22 protein-coding genes are annotated in these 22,002 nt (G+C 70.6%); 12 read left to right on the top strand and 10 right to left on the bottom strand.

Annotation, left to right across the window (positions count from 1 at the left end; translation table 11 throughout):
* Positions 1–8: 8 nt before the first annotated feature.
* The 5 genes from OHT57_RS22060 (at position 9) to OHT57_RS22040 (ending at position 5,983) form a co-directional block, all read left to right on the top strand.
* Positions 9–779 (top strand): SDR family NAD(P)-dependent oxidoreductase, encoded by a 771-nt coding sequence (locus tag OHT57_RS22060; protein WP_328748200.1) that lies wholly within the window; start codon positions 9–11, stop codon positions 777–779.
* A gap of 150 nt (positions 780–929) precedes the next feature.
* Complete coding sequence (locus OHT57_RS22055; protein WP_328748199.1) at positions 930–2,048, top strand: LLM class flavin-dependent oxidoreductase; 1,119 nt, start codon at positions 930–932, stop codon at positions 2,046–2,048.
* A 13-nt stretch (positions 2,049–2,061) separates the two neighbouring features.
* Positions 2,062–3,792 carry an N-acyl-D-amino-acid deacylase family protein gene (locus tag OHT57_RS22050; protein ID WP_328748198.1) on the top strand — a complete coding sequence of 577 codons (1,731 nt, stop codon included), beginning with the start codon at positions 2,062–2,064 and terminating at the stop codon, positions 3,790–3,792.
* Positions 3,793–3,899: 107 nt separating this feature from the next.
* Positions 3,900–5,312: an aldehyde dehydrogenase family protein gene (locus OHT57_RS22045; protein WP_328748197.1), complete on the top strand. Its 1,413-nt coding sequence runs from the start codon at positions 3,900–3,902 to the stop codon at positions 5,310–5,312.
* 134 nt (positions 5,313–5,446) lie between these two features.
* Positions 5,447–5,983, top strand: coding sequence for a DUF3455 domain-containing protein (locus OHT57_RS22040; protein ID WP_328748196.1), 537 nt, complete (start codon positions 5,447–5,449; stop codon positions 5,981–5,983).
* A gap of 281 nt (positions 5,984–6,264) precedes the next feature.
* Here OHT57_RS22040 and OHT57_RS22035 read toward each other — a convergent pair whose 3' ends face one another.
* Positions 6,265–6,975 (bottom strand): haloacid dehalogenase type II, encoded by a 711-nt coding sequence (locus OHT57_RS22035; protein WP_328748195.1) that lies wholly within the window; start codon positions 6,973–6,975, stop codon positions 6,265–6,267.
* Positions 6,976–7,193: 218 nt separating this feature from the next.
* Positions 7,194–7,586 carry a nitroreductase/quinone reductase family protein gene (locus OHT57_RS22030; protein ID WP_328748194.1) on the bottom strand — a complete coding sequence of 131 codons (393 nt, stop codon included), beginning with the start codon at positions 7,584–7,586 and terminating at the stop codon, positions 7,194–7,196.
* A gap of 94 nt (positions 7,587–7,680) precedes the next feature.
* Between OHT57_RS22030 and OHT57_RS22025 the strand changes: the two genes are divergently transcribed.
* Together OHT57_RS22025 and OHT57_RS22020 are read left to right on the top strand one after the other, a co-directional pair.
* Positions 7,681–8,508, top strand: coding sequence for an endonuclease/exonuclease/phosphatase family protein (locus OHT57_RS22025; protein WP_328748193.1), 828 nt, complete (start codon positions 7,681–7,683; stop codon positions 8,506–8,508).
* Positions 8,509–8,606: 98 nt separating this feature from the next.
* Positions 8,607–8,963, top strand: a complete 357-nt coding sequence (locus OHT57_RS22020; protein ID WP_328748192.1) for a DoxX family protein — start codon at positions 8,607–8,609, stop codon at positions 8,961–8,963.
* Between the two features lie 16 nt (positions 8,964–8,979).
* Here OHT57_RS22020 and OHT57_RS22015 read toward each other — a convergent pair whose 3' ends face one another.
* Both OHT57_RS22015 and OHT57_RS22010 read right to left on the bottom strand, forming a co-directional pair.
* A complete protein-coding gene (locus OHT57_RS22015; RefSeq protein ID WP_328748191.1) occupies positions 8,980–9,156 on the bottom strand; it encodes a DUF397 domain-containing protein in 177 nt (58 codons plus the stop codon).
* Between the two features lie 10 nt (positions 9,157–9,166).
* The gene (locus OHT57_RS22010; RefSeq protein WP_328748190.1) at positions 9,167–10,021 is read right to left on the bottom strand and encodes a helix-turn-helix domain-containing protein; all 855 of its coding nucleotides are present in this window, start codon (positions 10,019–10,021) and stop codon (positions 9,167–9,169) included.
* A gap of 201 nt (positions 10,022–10,222) precedes the next feature.
* On the opposite strand from OHT57_RS22010, the gene OHT57_RS22005 reads away from it, so the two are divergent.
* Both OHT57_RS22005 and OHT57_RS22000 read left to right on the top strand, forming a co-directional pair.
* Entirely contained in the window at positions 10,223–10,684 is a 462-nt protein-coding gene (locus OHT57_RS22005; protein WP_328748188.1) for an ATP-binding protein, read from the top strand.
* 76 nt (positions 10,685–10,760) lie between these two features.
* Positions 10,761–11,132: a hypothetical protein gene (locus OHT57_RS22000; protein ID WP_328748187.1), complete on the top strand. Its 372-nt coding sequence runs from the start codon at positions 10,761–10,763 to the stop codon at positions 11,130–11,132.
* Between the two features lie 58 nt (positions 11,133–11,190).
* Here the strand turns inward: OHT57_RS22000 and OHT57_RS21995 are convergent, their stop codons facing one another.
* Positions 11,191–12,333 carry an FAD-dependent oxidoreductase gene (locus OHT57_RS21995; RefSeq protein ID WP_328748186.1) on the bottom strand — a complete coding sequence of 381 codons (1,143 nt, stop codon included), beginning with the start codon at positions 12,331–12,333 and terminating at the stop codon, positions 11,191–11,193.
* A 260-nt stretch (positions 12,334–12,593) separates the two neighbouring features.
* On the opposite strand from OHT57_RS21995, the gene OHT57_RS21990 reads away from it, so the two are divergent.
* Together OHT57_RS21990 and OHT57_RS21985 are read left to right on the top strand one after the other, a co-directional pair.
* On the top strand, positions 12,594–13,436 hold the full coding sequence (locus OHT57_RS21990) for an LLM class F420-dependent oxidoreductase (RefSeq protein WP_328748185.1): 843 nt from the start codon (positions 12,594–12,596) through the stop codon (positions 13,434–13,436).
* An 81-nt stretch (positions 13,437–13,517) separates the two neighbouring features.
* Positions 13,518–16,130, top strand: coding sequence for a bifunctional FO biosynthesis protein CofGH (locus tag OHT57_RS21985; RefSeq protein WP_328748184.1), 2,613 nt, complete (start codon positions 13,518–13,520; stop codon positions 16,128–16,130).
* A gap of 66 nt (positions 16,131–16,196) precedes the next feature.
* On the opposite strand, the gene OHT57_RS21980 is transcribed toward OHT57_RS21985, so the two are convergent.
* The 5 genes from OHT57_RS21980 to OHT57_RS21960 all read right to left on the bottom strand — a co-directional run bounded on the left by OHT57_RS21980 (position 16,197) and on the right by OHT57_RS21960 (position 20,572).
* Positions 16,197–16,712, bottom strand: a complete 516-nt coding sequence (locus OHT57_RS21980) for a DUF2165 domain-containing protein (RefSeq protein ID WP_328748183.1) — start codon at positions 16,710–16,712, stop codon at positions 16,197–16,199.
* 139 nt (positions 16,713–16,851) lie between these two features.
* A complete protein-coding gene (locus OHT57_RS21975; protein ID WP_328748182.1) occupies positions 16,852–18,129 on the bottom strand; it encodes an NAD(P)/FAD-dependent oxidoreductase in 1,278 nt (425 codons plus the stop codon).
* Complete coding sequence (locus OHT57_RS21970) at positions 18,126–18,920, bottom strand: amino acid ABC transporter ATP-binding protein (protein WP_328748181.1); 795 nt, start codon at positions 18,918–18,920, stop codon at positions 18,126–18,128. The genes OHT57_RS21975 and OHT57_RS21970 overlap by 4 nt, the downstream gene beginning before the upstream one ends.
* Positions 18,917–19,672 carry an amino acid ABC transporter permease gene (locus OHT57_RS21965; protein ID WP_328748180.1) on the bottom strand — a complete coding sequence of 252 codons (756 nt, stop codon included), beginning with the start codon at positions 19,670–19,672 and terminating at the stop codon, positions 18,917–18,919. The genes OHT57_RS21970 and OHT57_RS21965 overlap by 4 nt, the downstream gene beginning before the upstream one ends.
* Before the next feature lie 9 nt (positions 19,673–19,681).
* The gene (locus OHT57_RS21960; RefSeq protein WP_328748179.1) at positions 19,682–20,572 is read right to left on the bottom strand and encodes a substrate-binding periplasmic protein; all 891 of its coding nucleotides are present in this window, start codon (positions 20,570–20,572) and stop codon (positions 19,682–19,684) included.
* A gap of 245 nt (positions 20,573–20,817) precedes the next feature.
* On the opposite strand from OHT57_RS21960, the gene OHT57_RS21955 reads away from it, so the two are divergent.
* A complete protein-coding gene (locus OHT57_RS21955) occupies positions 20,818–21,996 on the top strand; it encodes a CdaR family transcriptional regulator (RefSeq protein WP_328748178.1) in 1,179 nt (392 codons plus the stop codon).
* The last annotated feature ends 6 nt before the right edge of the window (positions 21,997–22,002 follow it).

Genomic DNA, 22,002 nt, shown 5'->3' with positions numbered 1-22,002 from the left:
GTCACCGCATGGGCAAGCTGGACGGACGTGTCGTCCTCGTCACCGGCGCGGCGCGCGGGCAGGGCGAACAGGAGGCCCGGCTGTTCCGGGCTGAGGGCGCCGAGGTCGTCGTAGGGGATGTGCTCGACGAGCAGGGCAAGGCGCTCGCCGACGAGATCGGGGCGCTGTACGTCCATCTCGACGTGAGCCGCGAGGAGGACTGGAAGCGGGCGGCCCAGGCCGTCGTGGCGGAGTACGGGCGGGTCGACGGGCTCGTCAACAACGCCGGGATCCTGCGCTTCAACGCCCTTCTCGACACCCCCCTCGACGAGTTCATGCAGATCGTGAACGTCAACCAGGTCGGCTGCTTCCTCGGCATCAAAACCCTGGCGCCGGTGATGTCCGACGGCGGCACGATCGTCAACACCGCCTCCTACACCGGGGTGACAGGGATGGCGGGCGTGGGCGCCTACGCGGCCTCCAAGCACGCGATCCTCGGGCTCACCCGGGTCGCCGCGCTGGAACTGGCGCCGCGCGGCATCCGGGTCAACGCCATGTGTCCGGGGGCCGTCGACACCGCGATGTCCAACCCGGCCGTCCTGGACCCGTCGGCGGACGGTGAGGAGGCGTCCCGGGGGCTCGACCGGTTCTACCGCAAGATCGTGCCGCTGGGCCGGATCGGGCGGCCGCAGGAGGTGGCGGCGCTGGCGCTGTTCCTGACCGCCGACGACTCGTCGTACATCACCGGGCAGCCGTTCGTGATCGACGGCGGCTGGCTCGCCGGGGTCTCCGTCATCTGACGCCGATCCAAGGTATCTGACTGGCCGTCAGCTATTGACCCTGTGTGCGCCCGGTGCCACAGTCGGCGGCAGATCGACCATCTGACGGAGTGTCAGAAACAGGAGTGTCAGACAGAAGTGTCAGAGACAGACTGGGGACGGTGAACCGCCTTGGAATTCGGGCTCTTTGTACAGGGATACGTGGGCAAGCGTGCCGAGACCGACCCGCTGGCCGAGCACAAGGCGCTGATGGAGGAGACGGAGTACGTCATCCAGGCGGACCGGTCCGGCTTCAAGTACGCCTGGGCGTCCGAGCACCACTTCCTGGAGGAGTACTCGCACCTCTCCGCCAACGACGTCTTCCTCGGCTACCTCGCGCACGCCACCGACCGGATCCACCTCGGCTCCGGCATCTTCAACCCGCTCGCCCAGGTCAACCACCCGGTGAAGGTCGCCGAGAAGGTGGCCATGCTCGACCATCTCACCGAGAACCGCTTCGAGTTCGGCAGCGGGCGCGGGGCCGGATCGCACGAGATCCTCGGGTTCATACCGGGTGTGACCGACATGAACTACACGAAGGAGATCTGGGAGGAGACCATCGCGGAGTTCCCCAAGATGTGGCTCCAGGACGAGTACGTCGGCTTCCAGGGCAAGCACTGGCAGCTCCCGCCGCGCAAGATCCTGCCCAAGCCGTACGGGAAGTCGCACCCCGCGATGTGGTACGCCGCCGGCTCGCCGCCCTCGTACGCCATGGCCGCGCGCAAGGGGCTCGGCGTGCTCGGCTTCAGCGTCCAGAAGGTCTCCGACATGGAGTGGGTCCTGGAGCAGTACAAGACGGCGGTCGTGGACGCCGAGCCGATCGGGGACTTCGTCAACGACAACGTCATGGTGACGACGACCGCGATCTGCGCGCCCACGCACGACGAGGCGATCCAGGTCGCCGTGAGCGGCGGACTGCACTACCTGCCGTCGCTGGTCTTCCGGTACCACGACACCTTCCCGCGCCCCGAGGGCTTCCCCGTGTGGCCCGAGACCCTGCCCGAGTACAACGCCGAGTTCGTCGAGCTCCTCATCGAGGAGGAGCTGCTGATCTGCGGGGACCCGGACGAAGTGGTCCGCCAGTGCAAGCGGTGGGAGCAGGCGGGGGCGGACCAGCTGAGCTTCGGACTGCCGGTGGGTGTGCCGAAGGAGGAGACGCTCCAGACCATCCGGCTCATCGGCGAGCACGTGATCCCGAAGATCGACACGGATCCGGTGCACCGGACCACACGGTTCCGCGAATCTGCCTAGGGGGTTCGGTTCCATGCTCGACCACGTCATCAAAGGGGCGACCGTCGTCGACGGCACGGGCACCCCCGCCCGCACCGCCGACGTCGGTGTCCGGGACGGCCGTATCGCCGTCGTGGGCCGGATCGACGAAGAGGCCCGCACCAGCGAGGACGCCACCGGGCTCGTCCTCGCCCCCGGGTTCGTCGACCCGCACACCCACTACGACGCCCAGCTGTTCTGGGACCCGTACGCGACGCCCTCCCTCAACCACGGGGTGACGACCGTCGCCGCCGGCAACTGCGGCTTCACGCTGGCCCCTCTGAACGCGTCCCGCCCCGACGACGCCGACTACACCCGGCGGATGATGTCCAAGGTGGAGGGGATGTCACTGGTCGCCCTCGAAGAGGGGGCGCCCTGGACCTGGAGCTCGTTCGGCGAGTACCTGGACGCTCTCGACGGGCGGATCGCCGTCAACGCCGGTTTCATGGTGGGGCACTGCGCGCTGCGGCGGCACGTGATGGGAGCTGAGGCCGTCGGCGGACAGCCGTCCGCAGAGCAACTCGACGCCATGCTGCGGCTGTTGCACGACGCCATGGACGCCGGAGCCTGGGGTTTCTCCACCACCCAGTCGTCCACGCACTCCGACGGGGACGGCAAACCCGTCGCCTCCCGGCACGCCCTGCCCGCCGAACTCCTCGCGCTGTCCAAGGCCGTGGGGGAGCACGAGGGGACGCAGATCGAGGCGATCGTCGCCGGCTGCCTCGACCAGTTCAGCGACGCCGAGATCGACCTGCTCGCGGAGATGAGCGCCACGGCGGGACGGCCGTTGAACTGGAACGTGCTGACCATCGACTCGGCCGTCCCCGAGCGGGTCCCCCGGCAACTGCTGGCCAGCGAACAGGCCCGGAAGGCCGGCGGCCGGGTCGTCGCCCTCACCATGCCGATCCTCACCCCGATGAACATGTCCCTGGGGACCTTCTGCGCCCTGAACCTGATCCCCGGCTGGGGCCCGGTCCTCGCGCTGCCCGTCCCCGAACGCATCGAGAAACTGCGCGACCCGGACGTACAGGCCGAACTGATCCGCCACTCCCAGGCCAAGGAGGTGGGCGTCTTCCGGCGGCTGACCAACTTCGGGCGGTACGTCATCGGCGACACGTACAGCGAGGCGAACCGCGGGCTCAGCGGGCGGGTCGTGGAGGACATCGCGGCCGAACGCGGACAGACACCGTTCGGCGCGCTGGTCGAGATCTGTGCGGCCGACTCCCTGCGTACGGTCCTGTGGCCCATGCCCACCGACAACGACCCGGCGTCCTGGGCCATGCGCGCCGAGGCCTGGCAGCACGAGGACGTGCTCCTCGGCGGGTCCGACGCGGGCGCCCACCTGGACCGGATGTGCGGGGCGCCCTACACGACCCGCTTCATCGGCGACTGCCTGCGCGGAAGGAAACTGACGTCGCTGGAACACGCCGTGAAGATGCTCACGGACGACCCCGCCCGGCTCTTCGGGCTACGGGAGCGGGGGCGGATCGAGGAGGGCTTCCATGCGGACCTCGTGCTCTTCGACCCGGAACGGATCGCCGCGGGCCCGGCCACCCTGGTGCACGACCTGCCGGGTGACAGCCCACGGCTGGACGCCAAGGCCATCGGCATACGGGCCGTGTGGGTCAACGGCGTCGAGGCGATCCGGGACGACGTGGTGAGCGGGGCCGTTCCGGGCCGGGTACTGCGGTCGGGACGCGACACGCGGACGGTGAGCACGAGGTGACTCCGTCGGGTGGGGCTTCGGGTGGCGGGGTTGGCGGGTCTGATGACCCGGGCGGTTCTTCGGACGGTTCCCCGGACGCGCAGCGGCTGTTCGTCGGTGGGGAGTGGGTGGTGCCGGACGGCGGGCACTACGCGGTGGTCGACCCGGCCACCGAGGAGACCGCCGGGTGGGCTCCGGAGGCCTCGCGGGATCAGGTGCACGCGGCCTGCGCCGCGGCCCGCGAGGCCTTCGGACCGTGGTCGCGCACGGCACCGGCGGAACGGGCGGCGGTACTCGCCCGGGCCGCGGACATCATCCGCTCCCGCCTCGTGCCCTACGCCGAACTCGCCCAGGCCGAGACCGGGGCGACCACGGGCGTGGCCCGGGGGATGCAGGTCGGCGTCGCCGCCGCCCGCTTCCGGCGGTACGCGCAGGTCGAGCCCGCGGAGTGGGCGATCCCGCCGCAGATCAACGAGGCCGGGCCGATGGGAAAGGCCGCGGCACTGGGCGCACTGGCGGTCCGCCAGCCCGTCGGGGTCGTCACCTGCATCACCTCGTACAACAACCCCTGGGCGAACCCCGCCGGGAAGATCGCCCCGGCGCTCGCCATGGGCAACACCGTCGTCGTGAAGCCCGCCCCGCAGGACCCCCTGTCCGTGTACCGCATGGTGGAGGCACTGGAGGCAGCCGGTGTGCCGCGCGGTGTCGTGAACGTGGTGAGCGGCCGTGCCGTGGAGGTCGGCGAGGCGGCCGTCGACTCGCCCGACGTCGACATGGTCAGTTTCACCGGCTCCACGGCGGTTGGCCGGCGCATCGGCGAGGTGTGCGGGCGTGCCATGAAACGGCAGTTGATGGAGCTGGGCGGGAAGGGCGCGGCGGTCGTCTTCGAGGACGCCGACCTCGGATCGGCCGTCGCCGGGATCGGGACCACGTTCTCCTTCTACAGCGGGCAGATCTGCACAGCACCGACCAGGGTGCTGGCACAGCGCGGGATCTACGACCGGCTGGTCGACCAACTCGCCTCGTACGCACGTCGGTTGAAGGTCGGAGATCCACGCGAGTCCGGCACGGTCGTCGGACCGCTGATCTCGGCCGCACACCGGGAGCGGGTGGAGACGTACGTCGAACTCGGCCGCAAGGAAGGCGCGGTGGCCGTCGCCGGCGGTGAACGGCCCACGCTGGAGCGGGGTTTCTACGTCGCCCCGACCCTCCTCGCCGACTGCCGTCCCGAGATGAGGGTCGTCCGCGAGGAGATCTTCGGTCCCGTGGTGACGGTGGTGCCGTTCGACGACGAGGAGGAGGGCATCGCCCTCGCCAACGACAGCGAGTACGGCCTGATCGACTACGTCTGGTCGGCGGACGTGGCCCGCGCCTTCCGCGTGGCACGCCGGCTCCGGGCCGGAGGTGTCGGGGTCAACACGGTCGGCCGCAACATGGAGGCGCCGTTCGGCGGTTTCCGCAGCAGCGGGGTGGGACGGGACTGCGGGTCGTACGCCCTGCACGCGTACAGCGAGGTGCAGTCGATCGTCTGGCCGGGGTGAGGGGGCTTTCGTGAAGGATGTTCGGCCAACCGGCCGGTAACCCTCGGGTGGGCCCGTAGAGTCCCGGATCGGAGAGCGGGGACATCGATGTCGCTGCTCTGACCAACAGTCAATATCCTTTCCGGAGAACAGACTTGAAGCTCACCAAGCGCATAGCCCTGACCGCCGCGGGCCTCGCCGCCGCGACCGCCCTGCTGGGCGCGACCACCGGTTACGCCACCCCCTCGGACCCCGCGCCCAGGCCCGTGAAGGCCCCCGCGGCACTCAAGGTGCCCGACGGCAACAAGCTGACCGGCGTGTACCCGGCCCGGGGCGTGCAGACCTACACGTGCACCGACGGCGCGTGGAAGCTCCTGGAGCCGGCCGCCACCCTGTCGGACAAGAGAGGCCGCACGGTCGCCCTCCACTCCCGCGGCCCCGTCTGGGTCTCCACGGTGGACGGCAGCGCGGTGAACGCCGCGGCGATCGCCAACTCCCCCAAGACCGGCACCATCCCCGAGCTCCTCCTCCAGGCCACCGCCACCCGCGGCACGGGTGTCTTCGGCGGCGTCTCCTACATCCAGCGCCTGAACACCACCGGCGGTGTCGCCCCCACCACGGCGTGCACGGGCACGGACCAGGTCGGCGTCCAGTACACGGCCACGTACGCGTTCTACAAGCCGGCCAAGTGACGCACGACAGCTGACATCCGGCGAGCGGCACGGCGGCGGCCCGTCTCCGGACGGACCAGCCCCGTGCCGTGAGCTCCGGCCCGAGGGCCGGTCCGGCGGATCTTGCGACCGTCTCGGTCTCGGTTCGTCGGCATGCTCATGGGGTGGGGAGATCTCACCCCGGTCATGGAACGACGCCGCGTCGGCCGGTCGGGCGGCGGACACCCGCGCGCCCGCCCGTCTTCCACGGCACCCTCACCCTCGCCTCAATCCCACTCCGACTCCGGCTTCGGCTTCGTCGATCACCGGCTGGACACATCACCAGAGGAATGGTCGAGTTGGTCGGCCAGGTCGGCCAGACCGTCGGCGTACAGGTCGAACCCGTCCGAGGAAGTGGGCGGGTCGCCGACGGGGCGGGCGACATAGGCGGTGCGCAGACCGACGTTCTGTGCTCCGCGCAGGTCCCAGGCGTGGGCGGCGACCATCAAAAGCCGCTCCGGCGGTCGTCCGGAAACGGTGACGGCCAGCTGGTAGACCGCTGGGTCCGGCTTGTAGGTCCGGGTGTCCTCGGCGGAGAGCGCCTGGTGCCAGCGCAGTCCGGCGTGGGCGTTGAGTCCCAACAGCGCCGTCCGACTCGCGTTGGAGAGCCCGATCAGCGGGAACCGTTCGGAGAGCCGGGCGAGCCCTGCCACGGTGTCAGGCCACGGCGGGAGCCTGCGACCTGACACGGCCAGCGCCGCTACGGCGGCAGGGTCGTCGACCCCGGCGGCATCGGCGACGAGCCGGGCGGCTTCCAGGTCGAGGACGTCGCTCGTGAGGTAGGGCCGGCCGCCGTCGAGCATGCGACGTTGCTCCTGGTCGATGTGCTGCTGCCACAGCGCCAAAAGCCCCTCGACTCCGGGATCGTCGAGCGACGGGTCGAGTTCACGAATGCCGGCGCGGATACCGGCGGGTTCATCGACGAGCGTGCCGAGCACATCGAACACGAGGGCATCGATCTCTGGCTCTGACATGGGAGAGGTCTCCTGGACGAATCAGGGGCGCAAGAGTGGCTGTCAGCCGAACGCAGCGGGAAGTCACTCTGATTCCCGAACCGCACGGTGGCTCCGTCCATGATCCGCCGAACAGGCCGCCGGCCGTCGCTCACCAGATGGCGCACCCCCGACACGACGAACTCCCCGTGGTGCAGCGCCGACCCCAGCGTCTGAAGCCGCCCGCACCAGTCCGCCCCTCACTCGTCCAGATCCACCCGTACGGTCAACTGCCCCGCCCCGACGGCCCGTACCGCCGCGCTGTTCATCACGGGCAGCGAGCGCAGCCGTACGGCGATGTCGTCGTCCGGCATCGGATGGGCGGTCCCGGCGTGCCACCGCCCGTGGATCCGCACCCGCACCCGCGGATCGGCCCTGATGTTGCGGACGTACTGCGAGCGCTCCCCGAACTCGGAGACGAGCCAGAAGGACCCGCCGACACGCTTGCCGCCCACCGGGGTCCGGCGGGGCAGGCCCGAGGTGCGGCCGGTGGTCTCCAGCACGGCCTGCAGGGGCAGTCGGCGCATGAGCGGGTTGAGGCGGCGCTGGAGGGCCGTGACGATCCGGTACTTGCGCTCGGTATTGCTGGGCATGACCTCGGTGGCTCCCGTCTCTCGGCTTCCGTAACGTGACCGGCGGCCTCGATGATCTCAGGGTGCGGACCGGGCGGACGAGGGAGTGTCGGCGATGCGCGTGGTGACCTGGAACCTGTGGTGGCGGTTCGGGCCGTGGGAGGAGCGCCAGAAGGCGATCCTGGCGGTGCTGCGGGAACTGCGGCCGGATGTGGTGGGCCTGCAGGAGGTGTGGGCGGCGGGCGGTTCGGGTGGCGAGAACCTCGCGGAGTGGCTGGCCGGCGAACTCGGGCTGCACTGGGCGTGGGCCCCCTCACCCGTCTCCGAGCGCTGGCAGCGCCGGATCGGCGACCCGGACGTGGAGGTCGGCAACGCGGTACTGAGCCGCTGGCCGGTGCTCGACCAGGCGGTTCTACGACTCCCGGCGCCCGAGGACCTGGACGACGGCCGCCTCGCCTTCCACACCCGGCTCGCGGGCCCGTCGTACGACATCCCCTTCTTCACCACTCACCTCACCTCGACCCCCACCGCCTCGGCGATCCGCTGCCAACAGGTCACCGCGCTGGCCGAGTTCGTGGCCACGCACCGCTCCGGCACCGACTTCCCGCCCGTCATCACCGGCGACTTCAACGCCTGGCCCGACTCCGACGAGGTCCGCCTCTTCGGCGGCTACAAGACGGCCCCGGCCGCACCGGACCAACTGTTCCTGGACGCCTGGGAGTACGCCGACCCTACGGCCCCCTCGGCGACCTGGGACCCGGCGAACCCGTACGTCCGCGTGGCCCCGCCGGTCCGCATCGACTACATCCACGTGGGGCCGCCGGGGGCGACGGGGCTGGGCCACGTCCTGGGCGTCCGGCGCGCGGGCGACGGCCCGGTTGACGGGGTCTGGCCCTCGGACCACGCGGCGGTGGTGGCGGACCTGGTGTCGACGCGGGCCTGAGGGGGCGAGGCGGTCCCGGCTGCCGAGCGATGTCACATATCGCGTCGCCCGTGCGTCGTCCTGGGAAGCGGCATCACTTCCACAGAACGGGGACCTCCGTGTTCGCCACGTACGTCACGGTCACCATCGTCGGCGCGGTCTTCAACGGCGCCGCAGCCGTCACTTACCTGATCGGCCACGAATACCCCAAGACCCAGGCGGACATGAAGGGCATACCCAGGAAGTGGGTCCCGGTACTGGGCACGCTGCTGGCGGCGGGCACCCTGGGCCTGCTGGCCGGCCTCGCCGTACCGCTCCTGGGAACCCTCGCCGCCACCGGCCTCGTGCTGTACTTCGTCGGCGCGATCATCGCCCACCTGCGTGTGGGCTCCCGCGACATCGTGGGTGGCATCGTGTTCCTGACCACTGCGGCGGCCATCCTGGTCCTGGGGCTGCTCGACCACGGCCCGTGGTGACCACCTGCCGGAGAGGTCAGAGCGACTTCAGCAGGGCGGCGAAGGCGGCGCGGCTGACGGTGACGACGGTTCGGGCGGCGTCGGAGTCGGTGTCGGTGTCCGTGAGGTGGACTTCGTCGGGGTCGGTGGATATGTGGACGCAAGCTTCGCCCTCTTGGCAGTAGGACGACTTCCGCCAGGTGTTGGTGGTCATCTCGGCTCCTTCACAGACTGTGGTCGATGGAGTGGATCAGATCGCGGGACTTGCCGGGGCTGAGAGCAACGGCCTCCACGACGTCCAGGAGACGCCGGTACTTCTCCAGATGCGCCTCGGCGTCGAGGAGTACCGGACCGTGGAACTGGTCCAACTGCACGGTGTCCAGCGGTGGTACGGGACCGCACAGGTAGTTGATGGACTGCCCCGACCCGGGAAACGCCCCGACGTCGAAGGGGAGTACGCGAAGGGTGATGTGCTCTCGCAAGCTCATGTCGATCAGATGCCGGAGCTGGTCCCGCGCCACCCGCCGGCCGCCGACCCGCATGTGCAGCGCGGCTTCATGGATCACCGTCCTGTACGGGTTCGGGTCATCCCGGAAGACGAAGTCCTGGCGCTTGATCCGGTGTGAGACGCGGTGCTCGACCTCTGGTGGGGTGGGGTCCGGAATCGCGTGGCTGAAGATCTCGCGGGCGTGTTCGGCGGTCTGGAGCATGCCCGGGATGTGGGCGGTGAAGGCGGTACGGACGGCGGTGGCGTGGTGCTCCAACTCGGCGAGAGCGAGCAGCCCCGACGGCAACACCTCGCTGTAGGTGTCCCACCACCAGCCGCGTGCCTTTTCGGCCGCCATGTCGGCGAGGGCGTCGACGTAGGGCTGGTTGGTGCACGAGTAGATGGCGGCCATCGCCCGCACGCGGTCCGGGCTCACGCCGAACCGAGCTGACTCGACGTTGCTGAGTTGACCCGAACTCGTACCGAGCAGCTGTGCGGCCTCGGTTGCGGTCAGACCGGCCCGTTCACGGAGTTTGCGCAGCTCAGTCGCGAGCCGGACACGTCGAGCCGTCGGCGCGGGCCTGGGCGCCATGAGACGTCCTCCTGTCGATCGTATGGCGAACTTGTCACCCACACGAGGGAGAAAGCGCCGAGATCCTTCGAAGTGGCGCAAAGAAACTTTGCGTCGCCTCTATCGTCATATCCAGGCGCCCCGTCTGGAAGCGCACCGTGGGACGCCGCGGCAAGGACACCAGGCACTCGTCCAACTCCCCTCAGTGATCGGAGACTTCCGTTGGCCACCGTATCGCCGTCCTGGAACTACACCCTGCATCTCCCTCGCGATCCACGCGCACCGGGGATCGCGAGGGGCGCTCTGCGACTGATCCTGGCCGCACACGAGCTGCCCGAACTCACCCCCGCCGCCGAGCTCGTGGCAGCCGAGCTGCTGGCCAACTCGCACTGCCACACCAAGGGCGCGTACGCCCTCCGCGTCCTGTCGGCGGACCCCGGCCGGGTACGGGTCGCCGTATGGGACACGGATCCGCGAGTGCCCCCTGGCTTCACCAGGGAGGCGGCCCCGGAACCCCCGCCGGACCCGGACGCCGAGCACGGCCGAGGACTGCACCTGGTGCGGGCGTACGCACACACGTGGGGTGTCTCGGTCCTCCGCGAACTGGGCGCGTCGAGGGGCGGGAAGCTGCTGTGGGCGGAGTGCGGGAGCGGGGCGCTGCCGTGTCCGGCGAATTCACGGTGACCGCAGCCGTGGTCCGTGCCTATCATCGCCGGGTCCTGATCACGAATGTGCCTGGGATCCGGCTGGGGGGACATCGATGGGTATCTACGTGTCGGTCAGAGGATGGCTGGAGTGCGACGAGCAACAACTCGCCGCAGCCCAGGAGATCATCTCGTCCCACGAAGACGGTCACTACTCCAACGGTTGGGGCACACCTCGCCGGCACGTGAACTGGACCCACTACATGTTCTACGGCGCCGACATCCGCGAGTCGGGCCTGGACTGGCTGGTTCACCAGGTCCGGGAGATGGCGAGGATTCCGGCCAACGAGGACGGGGACCGCGTCGTGGGCCTCTTCCACGCCAGCCACGAGATGGACGGCACGACCGAATGGCAGGTGCGGGAGGGTCAGCTCTTCATGTCGCCGGTTGACAGCAGACACGGATACCTCGACCGCCTCGACGAATGACCGAGTCACCCCGTTGGTTCCGGTACTCGATCCCACCGTCGACGTCGGCCCAATTGGCTTACTCGCCCCGCTCCTCTCCCATGAACAGGTTGAGCAGGCCGTAGGGCGCCGTGTCGTCGAACATGAGGGCGTAGAGCTCGGTGCCCTCGGTGGCGGTTTCGGCGCTCCGGGGGAACATGGCCTGCTCGTACGCGGTGAGCGCGGTCTCCATGTCGTCGGGGTGGGCCGCGAGGGCCTGGCCGAGTTCGGCGCCGTCGAGCATGGCCAGGTTGGCGCCCTCGCCGTTCGGGGCGGCCACGTGGGCGGCGTCGCCGATCAGGGTCACTCCCGGCACCCGCTCCCACCGGTGCTCGACGGGCAGGGCGACGAGGGGGCGCAGTACCGGGGCGGTGTCGCCGTCGGTGATCAGCGCGGTGAGTTCCGGGGCCCAGCCGTCGAACTCCGCCGCGATCCGCGCCCTCGCCGCGGCGCCGTCCGTGAAGTCGATGTCCGCGAACCAGTCCTGCGGCTGGGCGAGCATCACGTAGGTGTGGAGGTTGCCGTCCCGCTCCCGGTGCGTCACGAAACCCTTGCCCGGTGCGAGCACGTACAGCGCCCCGCCTCCGACCACCTTCGCGCTGGCCGGGCGCCGGGTGTCGGCGTCGTACAGGTAGGTCTCGACGGACGACATCCCGGTGTACGCGGGCACCGCGTCGGAGAGCAGGGGCCGTACCCGGGACCACGCGCCGTCCGCGCCGACGAGCAGGCCGGTGACGACGGTGGTGCCGTCGGCGAACGTCACCTCGTGGCGGCCCTCGCCGAGGGCACGCGCGGCGCTGACCTTGTGTCCCCACCGGACCGTGTCGGCCGGGAGGGAGTCGAGCAGGAGCTGCCGGAGTTCGCCGCGCTGCACCTCGGGGCGCCCGCCCGTGCCGTCGTCGGGCTGGTCGAGCAGGAGGGTCCCGTCCCGGTCGACCATCCGTGTCGCCTCGCGGCCCTCCAGGACGAGGCCGCGGAACTCGTCCGACAGGCCGGCCGCATCGAGGGCCAACTGGCCGTTGTAGTCGTGGATGTCGAGCATCCCGCCCTGCGCACGCGCCGTCGGCGAGGACTCCGCCTCGTAGACGGTGGCCGGGATGCCGTGGACGTGCAGGACGCGGGCGAGCGTGAGGCCGCCGAGTCCGGCGCCGATGATCGTGACGTGGGTGGTCGTGGTGGTCATGGTGACTCCTCAGGGGTCGCGGGCCGACGTTTGGCTGTCGGCGGGGTCTGTGGACAGACTCCGCGCCCGCGTCGACAAGCCGCCGACACCGGACCGACAGCCCCGACAGACGACCGACAGCCCCCACAGGCGACCGGCACCGCGCATCCGTTCCGCCGTTCCGCCGGCCGACCGGCCGACCGGACCGTGGGAAGGCACCCCCTGCAGATGCCGACCAGTCGGTATGGACATCCCCGCCGCCGCCCGGTACAGATGCAGTCATGCGAATCTCCGTGACGATCTTCCTCACCGACGAGACCATCACCCCGACCCGGCTCGCCCGCGAGCTGGAGGCGCGGGGCTTCGCCGGGCTGTATCTGCCCGAGCACACCCACATCCCCGTCGAGCGGGTCACGCCGTATCCGGCGGGCGGGGAGCTGCCGCGTGAGTACGGCCGTACCCTCGACCCCTTCGTCGCGCTCGGCCAGGCCGCCGCCGTCACCGAGCGGCTCGGCCTCGGCACCGGCATCACGCTGGTCGCCCAGCACGACCCGATCGACCTCGCCAAGCAGATCGCGACCCTCGACCACCTCAGCGGCGGGCGGTTCACGCTCGGGCTCGGGTTCGGGTGGAACGTCGAGGAGGCCGCCGACCACGGGGTCGGATGGCGTACCCGCAGGGAGCTGGTCCGCGACCGGATGGCTCTCATGCAGGCCCTCTGGGCGGACGAACCGACCGCCTACGAAGGGGAGTTCGGGAGTGTGCGGGCCAGTCACGCCCACCCCAAGCCCGTACAGAAGCGGACCCTGGTGGGCGGCGCCGCCGGACCGAAGCTGTTCTCCCACATCTGTGAGTACGCCGACGGCTGGCTGCCCATCGGCGGGCGCGGCCTGACCGAGTCCCTGCCCGTGCTGCGCGCCGCCTGGTCCGACGCGGGCCGTGACCCGGCCGCCCTCCAGATCGTCCCGTACGCCGTCCTGCCCACCCCCGGCAAGCTCGCCCACTATGCCGAGCTCGGCATCGAGGAGGTCGTGCTGCAGCTGCCGTCGGCGGGGGAGGGGGAGACGTTCAAGGTGCTTGACGAGTATGCCCGTTATGTCCAGGGTGGCGATGGTGGTGTGTGATCTCCCTCGGTGGTGGGGTGTGACGTCGCCCACCTCCGGTCGGCCCCTCTGACCTGATCACACCGCTCGTATGCTCGAAGGATGACGACTTCCGCGACTTCCGGAACCGGCCCCACCGACCGCCCCGGCGGTACCGGCCCCACCGAGAACTCCATGCGTCGTGCCCTCAAACGGGCCCGGGACGGTGTCGCCCTCGACGTCGCCGAGACCGCGGTACTCCTCCAGGCCCGCGGTGCGGCCCTGGACGACCTCACCGCGTCCGCCGCCCGGGTGCGGGACGCCGGCCTCGCGCAGGCAGGCCGCCCCGGTGTCATCACGTACTCGAAGAGCGTCTTCATCCCCCTCACCCGGCTGTGCCGGGACAAGTGCCACTACTGCACCTTCGTGACCGTGCCCGGCAAGCTCCGCCGGGCCGGCCACGGCATGTTCATGTCCCCCGACGAGGTACTGGACATCGCCCGCAAGGGCGCGGCCCTCGGCTGCAAGGAAGCCCTGATCACCCTCGGCGACAAGCCCGAGGACCGCTGGCCGGAGGCCAGGGAGTGGCTGGACGCGCACGGCTACGACGACACCATCGCCTACGTCCGCGCCATCTCCATCCGCATCCTGGAGGAGACGGGCCTGCTGCCCCACCTCAACCCGGGCGTGCTCTCCTGGACGGACTTCCAGCGGCTGAAGCCGGTGGCGCCCAGCATGGGCATGATGCTGGAGACGACGGCCGAGCGGCTCTGGTCGGAGCCCGGCGGGCCGCACCACGGCTCACCGGACAAGGAGCCCGCCGTCCGGCTGCGGGTTCTTGAGGACGCCGGCCGCTCCTCGGTCCCCTTCACCTCCGGCATCCTCATCGGGATCGGGGAGACGTACGAGGAGCGCGCCGAGTCCCTGTTCGCACTGCGGCGCACGGCGCGCGCCTACCACTCCATCCAGGAACTGATCATCCAGAACTTCCGCGCCAAGCCGGACACCGCGATGCGCGGCATGCCGGACGCGGAACTGGACGAACTGGTCGCCGCGGTGGCGGTGGCCCGTCTCGTCATGGGCCCGGCCGCCAACATCCAGGCCCCGCCGAACCTCGTCGACAACGAGTACGAACGGCTGATCGGGGCGGGCATCGACGACTGGGGCGGAGTCAGCCCCCTCACCATCGACCACGTCAACCCCGAGCGCCCCTGGCCGCAGATCGAGGAGCTCACGGAACGCTCCCGCACGGCCGGCTTCGAGCTGCGCGAACGGCTGTGCGTGTACCCCGAGTTCGTGCAGCGCGGCGAGCCCTGGCTGGACCCCCGGCTGCGGCCGCACGTGGCCGCGCTCGCCGACCCGGAGACGGGGCTGGCGGTGTCGGACGCCGTGGTCGAGGGCCGTCCGTGGCAGGAGCCCGAGGAGGTCTTCGTCCCGTCCGGCCGCACGGATCTGCACGCCACCATCGACACCGAGGGCCGTACCTCCGACCGCCGCGACGACTTCGACGAGGTCTACGGCGACTGGGGCGCCCTGCGCGAGGCGGCCGCCCCCGGGATGGTGCCGGAGCGCATCGACACGGACGTACGCCAGGCGCTGCGGGTCGCGGCCGACGACCCGACGAAGCTGACCGACGCCGAGGCGCTGGCGCTGCTGCACGCCGACGGACCCGCCCTGGACGCGCTGACGCGGATCGCCGACGACGTCCGCAAATCGGTGAACGGCGACGACGTGACGTACATCGTCACGCGGAACATCAACTTCACCAACGTCTGCTACACCGGCTGCCGTTTCTGCGCCTTCGCGCAGCGGCGCACCGACGCCGACGCCTACACCCTGTCCCTGGACCAGGTGGCCGACCGCGCCCAACAGGCCTGGGAGGTGGGCGCGGTGGAGGTCTGCATGCAGGGCGGCATCCATCCGGACCTGCCGGGGACGGCGTACTTCGACATCGCGCGCGCGGTGAAGGAGCGGGTCCCGGGCATGCATGTGCACGCCTTCTCGCCGATGGAGGTCGTCAACGGCGCGACCAGGACCGGTCTTTCGATCCGGGAGTGGCTGACGGCCGCGAAGGAGGCCGGCCTGGACTCGATCCCCGGCACGGCCGCCGAGATCCTCGACGACGAGGTCCGCTGGGTCCTGACCAAGGGCAAGCTGCCGACGGCGACCTGGATCGAGGTCGTCGAGACCGCGCACCAGGTCGGCATCCGCTCCTCCTCCACGATGATGTACGGCCACGTGGACCAGCCGCGTCACTGGCTGGGCCACCTGCGCACGCTGGCCGGAATCCAGCAACGCACGGGCGGCTTCACGGAGTTCGTGACCCTCCCCTTCATCCACACCAACGCCCCGGTGTACCTGGCCGGTATCGCCCGCCCGGGCCCGTCGATGCGGGACAACAGGGCGGTCGTGGCGATGGCGAGGCTGCTCCTGCACCCCTACATCCCCAACATCCAGACCAGTTGGGTGAAGCTGGGCACCGAGGGCGTGGCGGAGATGCTCCGCTCCGGTGCGAACGACCTCGGCGGCACGCTGATGGAGGAGACGATCTCGCGGATGGCGGGCTCGTCGTACGGCTCGTACAAGTCGGTGAAGGACCTGATCGCGGTCGCGGAGGCGGCGGGCCGTCCCGCACGCCCCCGCACCACTCTCTACGGCGAGGTGCCGGAGGAACGGCAGCAGGCGGCGGCCGTGTCGGACGGCCACCTGCCGGAGCTGCTGCCGGTGCTGGACTGACGGACCCGGACGCGCGCTCAGGCCGTGGGATCTGGCAGCCGGATCCCACGGCCCTCGGCCTCGTCGTCAGGCGGCGGGCTGCTCCGACCTGCCCGGCAGGTTGACCACCAGCAGCACGACCCCGCTCAGCAGGAAGACGCGAAGCGCCGCGTCCAGGCCGTTCCAGGTGTCCGACTGCCACATGGAGAACCACTCGCCGCCGATCGCGATGAACCCGGCGCCGAACAGCAGCATGAGCATGAGCAGGCCGTAGGTGGAGAACCGCCGTGCCGCCACGTCGTCCCGCCGCACCCACAACCACGTGCCGTAGATCAGCACGAGCGCCGCGAACGTCTCCCAGATGATGATCGCGACGTACGCCGTGTTCTGAAGTCCCTTACTGGTGATGGCTCTCCACATCAGATCGTCGTCCTTGAACGTCGTGTCCATTGCGAGAACGTGCTGTACGAACGCCTGGTTCGTCCCGAAGTCCGTGATGTTCCCGAACGCGACGAGCGCTATGTACAGCGCGACGGTCGCGGTGAGAAGGGTTGCGGTGAGGTGAAGTGCGCTTCGTGTGGTGCGTGGGGGTGTCGATGCCATGGGGGCCATCTTTCCCCGCGCGGGGCGATGTGTTCCAGATCGCCTGAGCCGGAACGTTGTCGACGTGCGGCACCGGGGCCGCCGGGGCCTCCCCTCCCCGTCGGTGGAAGGCCCCGGCCACCCGGGAGTCAGGTCCTGGTCACGCCCGGTCGAAGCGGAACGGCGCCAGGGTCTCCGGACGCCGGCCGGTCAGCACGTACTCGGCGAGCGTGTGGCCGGTGACGGGGCCCAGGGTCACGCCGAGCATGCCGTGGCCGGTGGCCGCGAAGGCGTTGCCGTAACCGGGCACGCGGTCGATGACGGGGAGGCCGTCGGGGAGGAAGGGCCGGCCACCGACCCAGGGGTCCCGGATCAGGCTCACCAGGTCGTCCGGGTCGTCGAACCAGCGGCCCAGGTAGTGCCGGCTGGCGAGGGCGACGGCGACGATCCGGCGCCAGTCGAGGCGATTGTTGTTGCCGCTGAGTTCCATCGTGCCGCCGATGCGGGTGGTGGCGCCGATCGGTGAGGCGACGGCCCGGCGCTCGCCGAAGTACAGCGTGTGGCGGGGTGCCGGGTCCAGGTCCACCGAGAAGCTGTAGCCCTTGCCCGCCTGCAGCGGCAGGGGCCCGCCAAGGGAGCTCAGCAGGCCGGTGGAGCGCATTCCGGCCGCGATGACGACGCCCGCGCAGGGAATCTCGGCCTGCGCGGTGCGCAGCGCGGTGACGCGGCCGGCGGAGGTACGGAACCCGAGGGCCTCGACGTCCTCGTGGATCTTCACCCCCAGGGCGGTGAGCGCTTCGCCGAGGCCGCGGGCGAAGGCCTCCGGGTCGACCACGCCCTCTCCCTCCACGAGGTAGGCGGCCCGCACCCTGGAGGACAGGGCGCCGTCCAGCAGCCGGGCCCGGTCCCCGGTGACGACGTCGTCCGGCATCGGATAGCGGCCGTCGGCCATCTCCCGCTGCACGGCGAGGTGGTGGCGGGCCTCGGCCGGGGACAGAAAGGCGTGGACCATGCCGGGCCGGGTCAGGGTCGTCTCGACCCCCGCCTCGCGCAGGCCGTCGAAGAGGTCGAAGGTGCTCCGGTTCAGCTCGGCGACCGCGGTGTAGCCGTGGCGGAAGGCGGCCGGTGTGCTGCTGCGCCAGAACCGCCACAGCCACCGCACGAACGCCGGATCGGGCAGGGGCCGTACGTAGAGAGGCGAGTCCGGCCGGCCCAGTGAGCGGAGCGCGTAGCGGACCACGCCCGGTGCGGGAACCGGCGTCGAATGACTGAGGCAGACCCATCCCGCGTTGCCCCGGGACGCCCCGGAGCCGAGGGCGCGCCGCTCGACGATCTCCACTTCGAGGCCGGCCCTGGCCAGGTAGTACGCGGTGCACAGGCCCACGACACCGCCGCCGACCACGACGACCGGGCCGTCGCTGCCCAGTGCGGCGCTCATGACGCGGGCCTGTACGACACGAGGAACTCCCGGGTGCGGGCCTGGGCGGGGTTGTCGAGGACGTCCTGAGGGTGGCCCTCCTCCACGATGCGGCCGCCGTCGACGAAGACGACGTGGTCGGACACCTCGCGGGCGAAGGGCAGTTCGTGGGTGACCAGCAGCATCGTCATGCCGTCCGCGGCCAGTTCGCGCATCACGCCGAGGACCTCCCGGGTGGCCTCCGGATCGAGGGAGGAGGTGGGTTCGTCGAAGAGCAGCACCTCGGGCCGCAGCGCCAGCGCCCGGGCGATGGCGACGCGCTGCTGTTCCCCGCCGGAGAGCTGGTCGGGGCGGGCGAGGGCGCGGTGTGCCACCCCGACCCGGCGCAGGAGTACGACGGCCCGCTCCAGCGCCTCCTGCTCGCCGACACCCGCCTTGCGCTGCGCGAGGACGACGTTCTCCACGGCCGTGAGGTGCGGGAAGAGGTTGAACCGCTGGAAGACCATGCCGACCGTGCGGCGCAGTCGGGGCAGGTCCCGGCAGACCGTCCGGCCGCCGTCGTGCACCACTTCACCCGCCACCTCGACCGTGCCCCGGTCGGGCCGCTCCAGCAGGTTGACGCAGCGCATCAGGGTCGTCTTGCCGCCGCCGCTCTGCCCGATGACGCTCACGATGCGGCCGCGGTCGACCACCAGGTTCACCTCGTCGAGCACGCGTCGGCCGTCGAAGGACTTGCTCAGGTGCTCGATCCGTACGACCGCGTCGGTGCCGGCCGGGGGGACCGCGGCTGTCGTGGTGACTGGTTCCGTCATGCCACGGCCTCCTTCCGGTCGGTGTCGGGCGTGAGGTCGGCCGCGAGCAGGGCGCGGGCCGCGCGGACCCGCCGGCGCCGCCAGGGGGAGAGCGGGACGCCGGCCCGTACCCTGCGCTCCAGCAGGAGCAGGAGCTGGGAGAGCGGGTAGCACAGGGCGAAGTAGATGGCGGAGATGACCAGGTACACCTCCAGTGCCCGGAAGGTGGCGGAGGTGATGAGCCGCCCCTCCGACATCAGCTCGGCGGCGGAGACGGTGACGAGCAGGGAGGTGGACTTGAGCAGGTCGACCAGCATGGTGTTGGTGCCGGGAAGGGCTTCCCGTACCGCCTGCGGCAGGACGACATGGGCGAAGATGCCGACCCTGCCCAGTCCCAGTGCCTCTCCGGCCTCGGTCTGTCCGGCGTGCACCCCGCTGATCGCGGAGCGGAAGATCTCCGACAGATAGGCCGCGTAGAAGACGACGAGGCTGAGACATCCGGCCGTGAACACGTCCAGCCGGAGCCCGGCCGAGGCGAGACCGAAGTAGCTGAGGAAGATGATGGCCAGCAGCGGGACGTTCTTGAACACCTCGGTGTAGACGGCGGCGACGGCCCGGGCGGGCCAGGCGCCGCTCAGCCTGAGCAGGGCCACGGCCAGGCCGAGGAGTACCGCGCCCGTGAAGCTGACCGCGGTGTAGGAGACGGTGCGCCACAGGGCGTCGAGCAGGTCGGGCCGGTAGTCGGACCAGGGGACCTGGAAGAGACCGGACATGTCGTCACCTCACTTTCCGGCGGACGGCGGGGTCCAGTCCTGCGGCCGGTCGACGCCACGGCGCGCGGTGGCCATGCCGGCGGTCGGCTTGAGGAACTGCGCGGGGTCGCCGCCGTACTTCGTGACGAGCTCGGCCATCGTGCCGTCGGTGTACATGGCGTCGATCTGCGCGGAGATCGCCTTCTCCAGCTTGGTGGCCGACTTGGGCAGGTAGAAGCCGGTCTGGTACGGCTGGAGGTACGCGTAGGAGGGCTTGGCCTTGACCTGGGCGGCGGTCGGGGGCGTCAGGTACTGCGTGCTGATCTTCAGCTCCGGGCGCTCCTTCTGCGCCGCGATGATGATCAGCGGGTCGAGGAAGCCGACGTCGACGCGGCCCGCGCCGAGGTCGTCGAAGACCCCGGTGGCGTCCGGGTAGGCGTGCAGCTCGGCGCCGGGCACGGACTGGATGGACTTGACCCAGACGTAGCCCTCCACGGTGCCGAGGTTCAGGCCCTTGAGGTCGTCGACCGTCTTGTACGTCCTGCCGTTGCGGACGGCCATCGCCGGGGGCGAGTAGTAGGGCGGGTCGGTGAACAGCCCCTGCTTCTGCCGGTCGGCGGTCCAGGCGACACCGCCGATGGTGATGTCCACCCGGCGGGACTGCACTCCGGCCAGCATGCCGGCGAAGTCGGTGACCTGGGGCTCGACAGTGAGGCCCAGTTTCTTCGCCGCGTAGTTGAGGATGTCGCCGTCCAGTCCGACGATCTTGCCGCCCTGGACACTGGTGTAGGGCGCGTACGGCTGAACGGCCACCTTGATGACGCCGGGCGTGAGGGTGCCGAGGGCGGCGGTCTTCGCGGACACGTTCTTCGGGGCGTCGTCGCCGTCGTCGGAACCACAGGCGGCGATCGACGAAAGCAACAGGATTGACGACAAAGCGGACACGAGGGAACGCGCACGGATCATTGGCTCGGGCCTTCCGTAAGGGCGCTGAAGGTTCCCGCCGTTCACCGCACTGTGCCCCCGGCGGGGATGTGATGGAGCCATACGCTATTGACCGGCCTGTCGCACGTCACCGTTCACTTCGTACGAAGTTGTGGCTGAAATCGCCCGGTCCCCTGTACGGTGCGTCCAACCCCGGCCCGCTCGCGACGGGAGAAACAGTCGTGCTGAGCCCCTCACTCGCGCAGGAGATCGCCGGGGACACCTCCGCCGTCATCGGCTTCAACGTGCTGATCACCGATGCGGAGGGCATGGTCATCGGCAGCGGCGACAGCAGTCGGGTCGGCAGCTTCCACGAGGCGTCCGTCGAGGTCGTCCGCACCCAGGAACCGGCCACGCACAACGCCTCCCAGGCCCAACTCCTGCGCGGGGTACGCCCCGGCGTCACCCTGCCCCTGGTCACGGACGGCCGGGCGGTGGGCACCGTCGGGATCACCGGCACCCCCGCCCAGGTACGGCGCTTCGGACTGCTGGTGAAGCGGCAGACGGAGATCCTGCTGAGGGAGTCGGTGATGCTGCGCTCCCGCCTGCTCTCGGAGCGGGCGGCCGAGAAGCTGATCGCCGAGATCGCCTCGTACGATCCCCAGGTCGTCGAGGGCGAGTTCCTGGTGTTCCGGGCCGCCGAGCTCGGGTTCGACCTACGGCTGCGACGGGTCGCCGTGGCCTTCGAGGTGACCGTGCCGGACGCTGCCGCGCGACGCCGGGGCGCGCCCACACAGGACATGGCGCTGATCCGTTCCGAACTCCTGCGTACCGTCCGCGAGGTCTTCGCCGACCCGCAGGACATCGTCGCCGGCACGGCTCCCGGATGGATCGGCGTCCTGCACCGGCTTCCGCCCCGGCGGACAACGGCGTCCATGGTCGCCGACTGCCGGCGCGTCACCGACGTCATCGCCGCGCAGGACGGTCTGGCCGCCCACGTCGGCATAGGCGAACCGGCCATCTCCGTCGGCGGTCTGCACGACTCCTACCAGGACGCGTGCGACGCCCTCCGGCTCGGCGCCCGGTCGGTGGACGGTCCACGCGTCCACATCATCACCGACCTGCGGGTCCACCAGGTCCTGGCGGCGGTGCCCCAGTCCGCCCGCAACCGCCTGCTCGACCTGACGGCCGCGGACCTGCGGGTGCAGCCGGACTGGCCCGCGCTCCGCGACACGGTGACCGCGTGGTGCGAGAGCGGCTTCAACCTCGTGCGGGCCTCCGAGGCGCTGCACATCCACCGCAACACGGTCGTCTACCGGATGCACAAGATCGAGCAGATCACCGGCCGCCCGCTGCGCGACCACCGGGCCGCCATGGCCCTCTACCTCGCGTGTCTGGCGGACCGGCTCGGGCACGGCTGACAGTCC

It is taken from the genome of Streptomyces sp. NBC_00285, assembly GCF_036174265.1.
Taxonomy (GTDB): Bacteria; Actinomycetota; Actinomycetes; order Streptomycetales; family Streptomycetaceae; genus Streptomyces.
The sequence above is the reverse complement of the archived record's forward strand: the minus strand, read 5'-3'. Positions and strand labels throughout refer to the sequence as shown.

Excerpts from the sequence above, each read along its gene's own strand:
- OHT57_RS22060 (WP_328748200.1), top strand. The coding sequence starts at position 9 with ATGGGCAAGCTGGACGGACGTGTCGTCCTCGTCACCGGCGCGGCGCGC.
- OHT57_RS22050 (WP_328748198.1), top strand. The coding sequence starts at position 2,062 with ATGCTCGACCACGTCATCAAAGGGGCGACCGTCGTCGACGGCACGGGC.
- OHT57_RS22035 (WP_328748195.1), bottom strand. The coding sequence starts at position 6,975 with ATGTCAGAGCCAGAGATCGATGCCCTCGTGTTCGATGTGCTCGGCACG.
- OHT57_RS22030 (WP_328748194.1), bottom strand. The coding sequence starts at position 7,586 with ATGCCCAGCAATACCGAGCGCAAGTACCGGATCGTCACGGCCCTCCAG.
- OHT57_RS22025 (WP_328748193.1), top strand. The coding sequence starts at position 7,681 with ATGCGCGTGGTGACCTGGAACCTGTGGTGGCGGTTCGGGCCGTGGGAG.
- OHT57_RS22015 (WP_328748191.1), bottom strand. The coding sequence starts at position 9,156 with ATGACCACCAACACCTGGCGGAAGTCGTCCTACTGCCAAGAGGGCGAA.
- OHT57_RS22010 (WP_328748190.1), bottom strand. The coding sequence starts at position 10,021 with ATGGCGCCCAGGCCCGCGCCGACGGCTCGACGTGTCCGGCTCGCGACT.
- OHT57_RS22000 (WP_328748187.1), top strand. The coding sequence starts at position 10,761 with ATGGGTATCTACGTGTCGGTCAGAGGATGGCTGGAGTGCGACGAGCAA.
- OHT57_RS21995 (WP_328748186.1), bottom strand. The coding sequence starts at position 12,333 with ATGACCACCACGACCACCCACGTCACGATCATCGGCGCCGGACTCGGC.
- OHT57_RS21990 (WP_328748185.1), top strand. The coding sequence starts at position 12,594 with ATGCGAATCTCCGTGACGATCTTCCTCACCGACGAGACCATCACCCCG.
- OHT57_RS21985 (WP_328748184.1), top strand. The coding sequence starts at position 13,518 with ATGACGACTTCCGCGACTTCCGGAACCGGCCCCACCGACCGCCCCGGC.
- OHT57_RS21980 (WP_328748183.1), bottom strand. The coding sequence starts at position 16,712 with ATGGCATCGACACCCCCACGCACCACACGAAGCGCACTTCACCTCACC.
- OHT57_RS21975 (WP_328748182.1), bottom strand. The coding sequence starts at position 18,129 with ATGAGCGCCGCACTGGGCAGCGACGGCCCGGTCGTCGTGGTCGGCGGC.
- OHT57_RS21970 (WP_328748181.1), bottom strand. The coding sequence starts at position 18,920 with ATGACGGAACCAGTCACCACGACAGCCGCGGTCCCCCCGGCCGGCACC.
- OHT57_RS21965 (WP_328748180.1), bottom strand. The coding sequence starts at position 19,672 with ATGTCCGGTCTCTTCCAGGTCCCCTGGTCCGACTACCGGCCCGACCTG.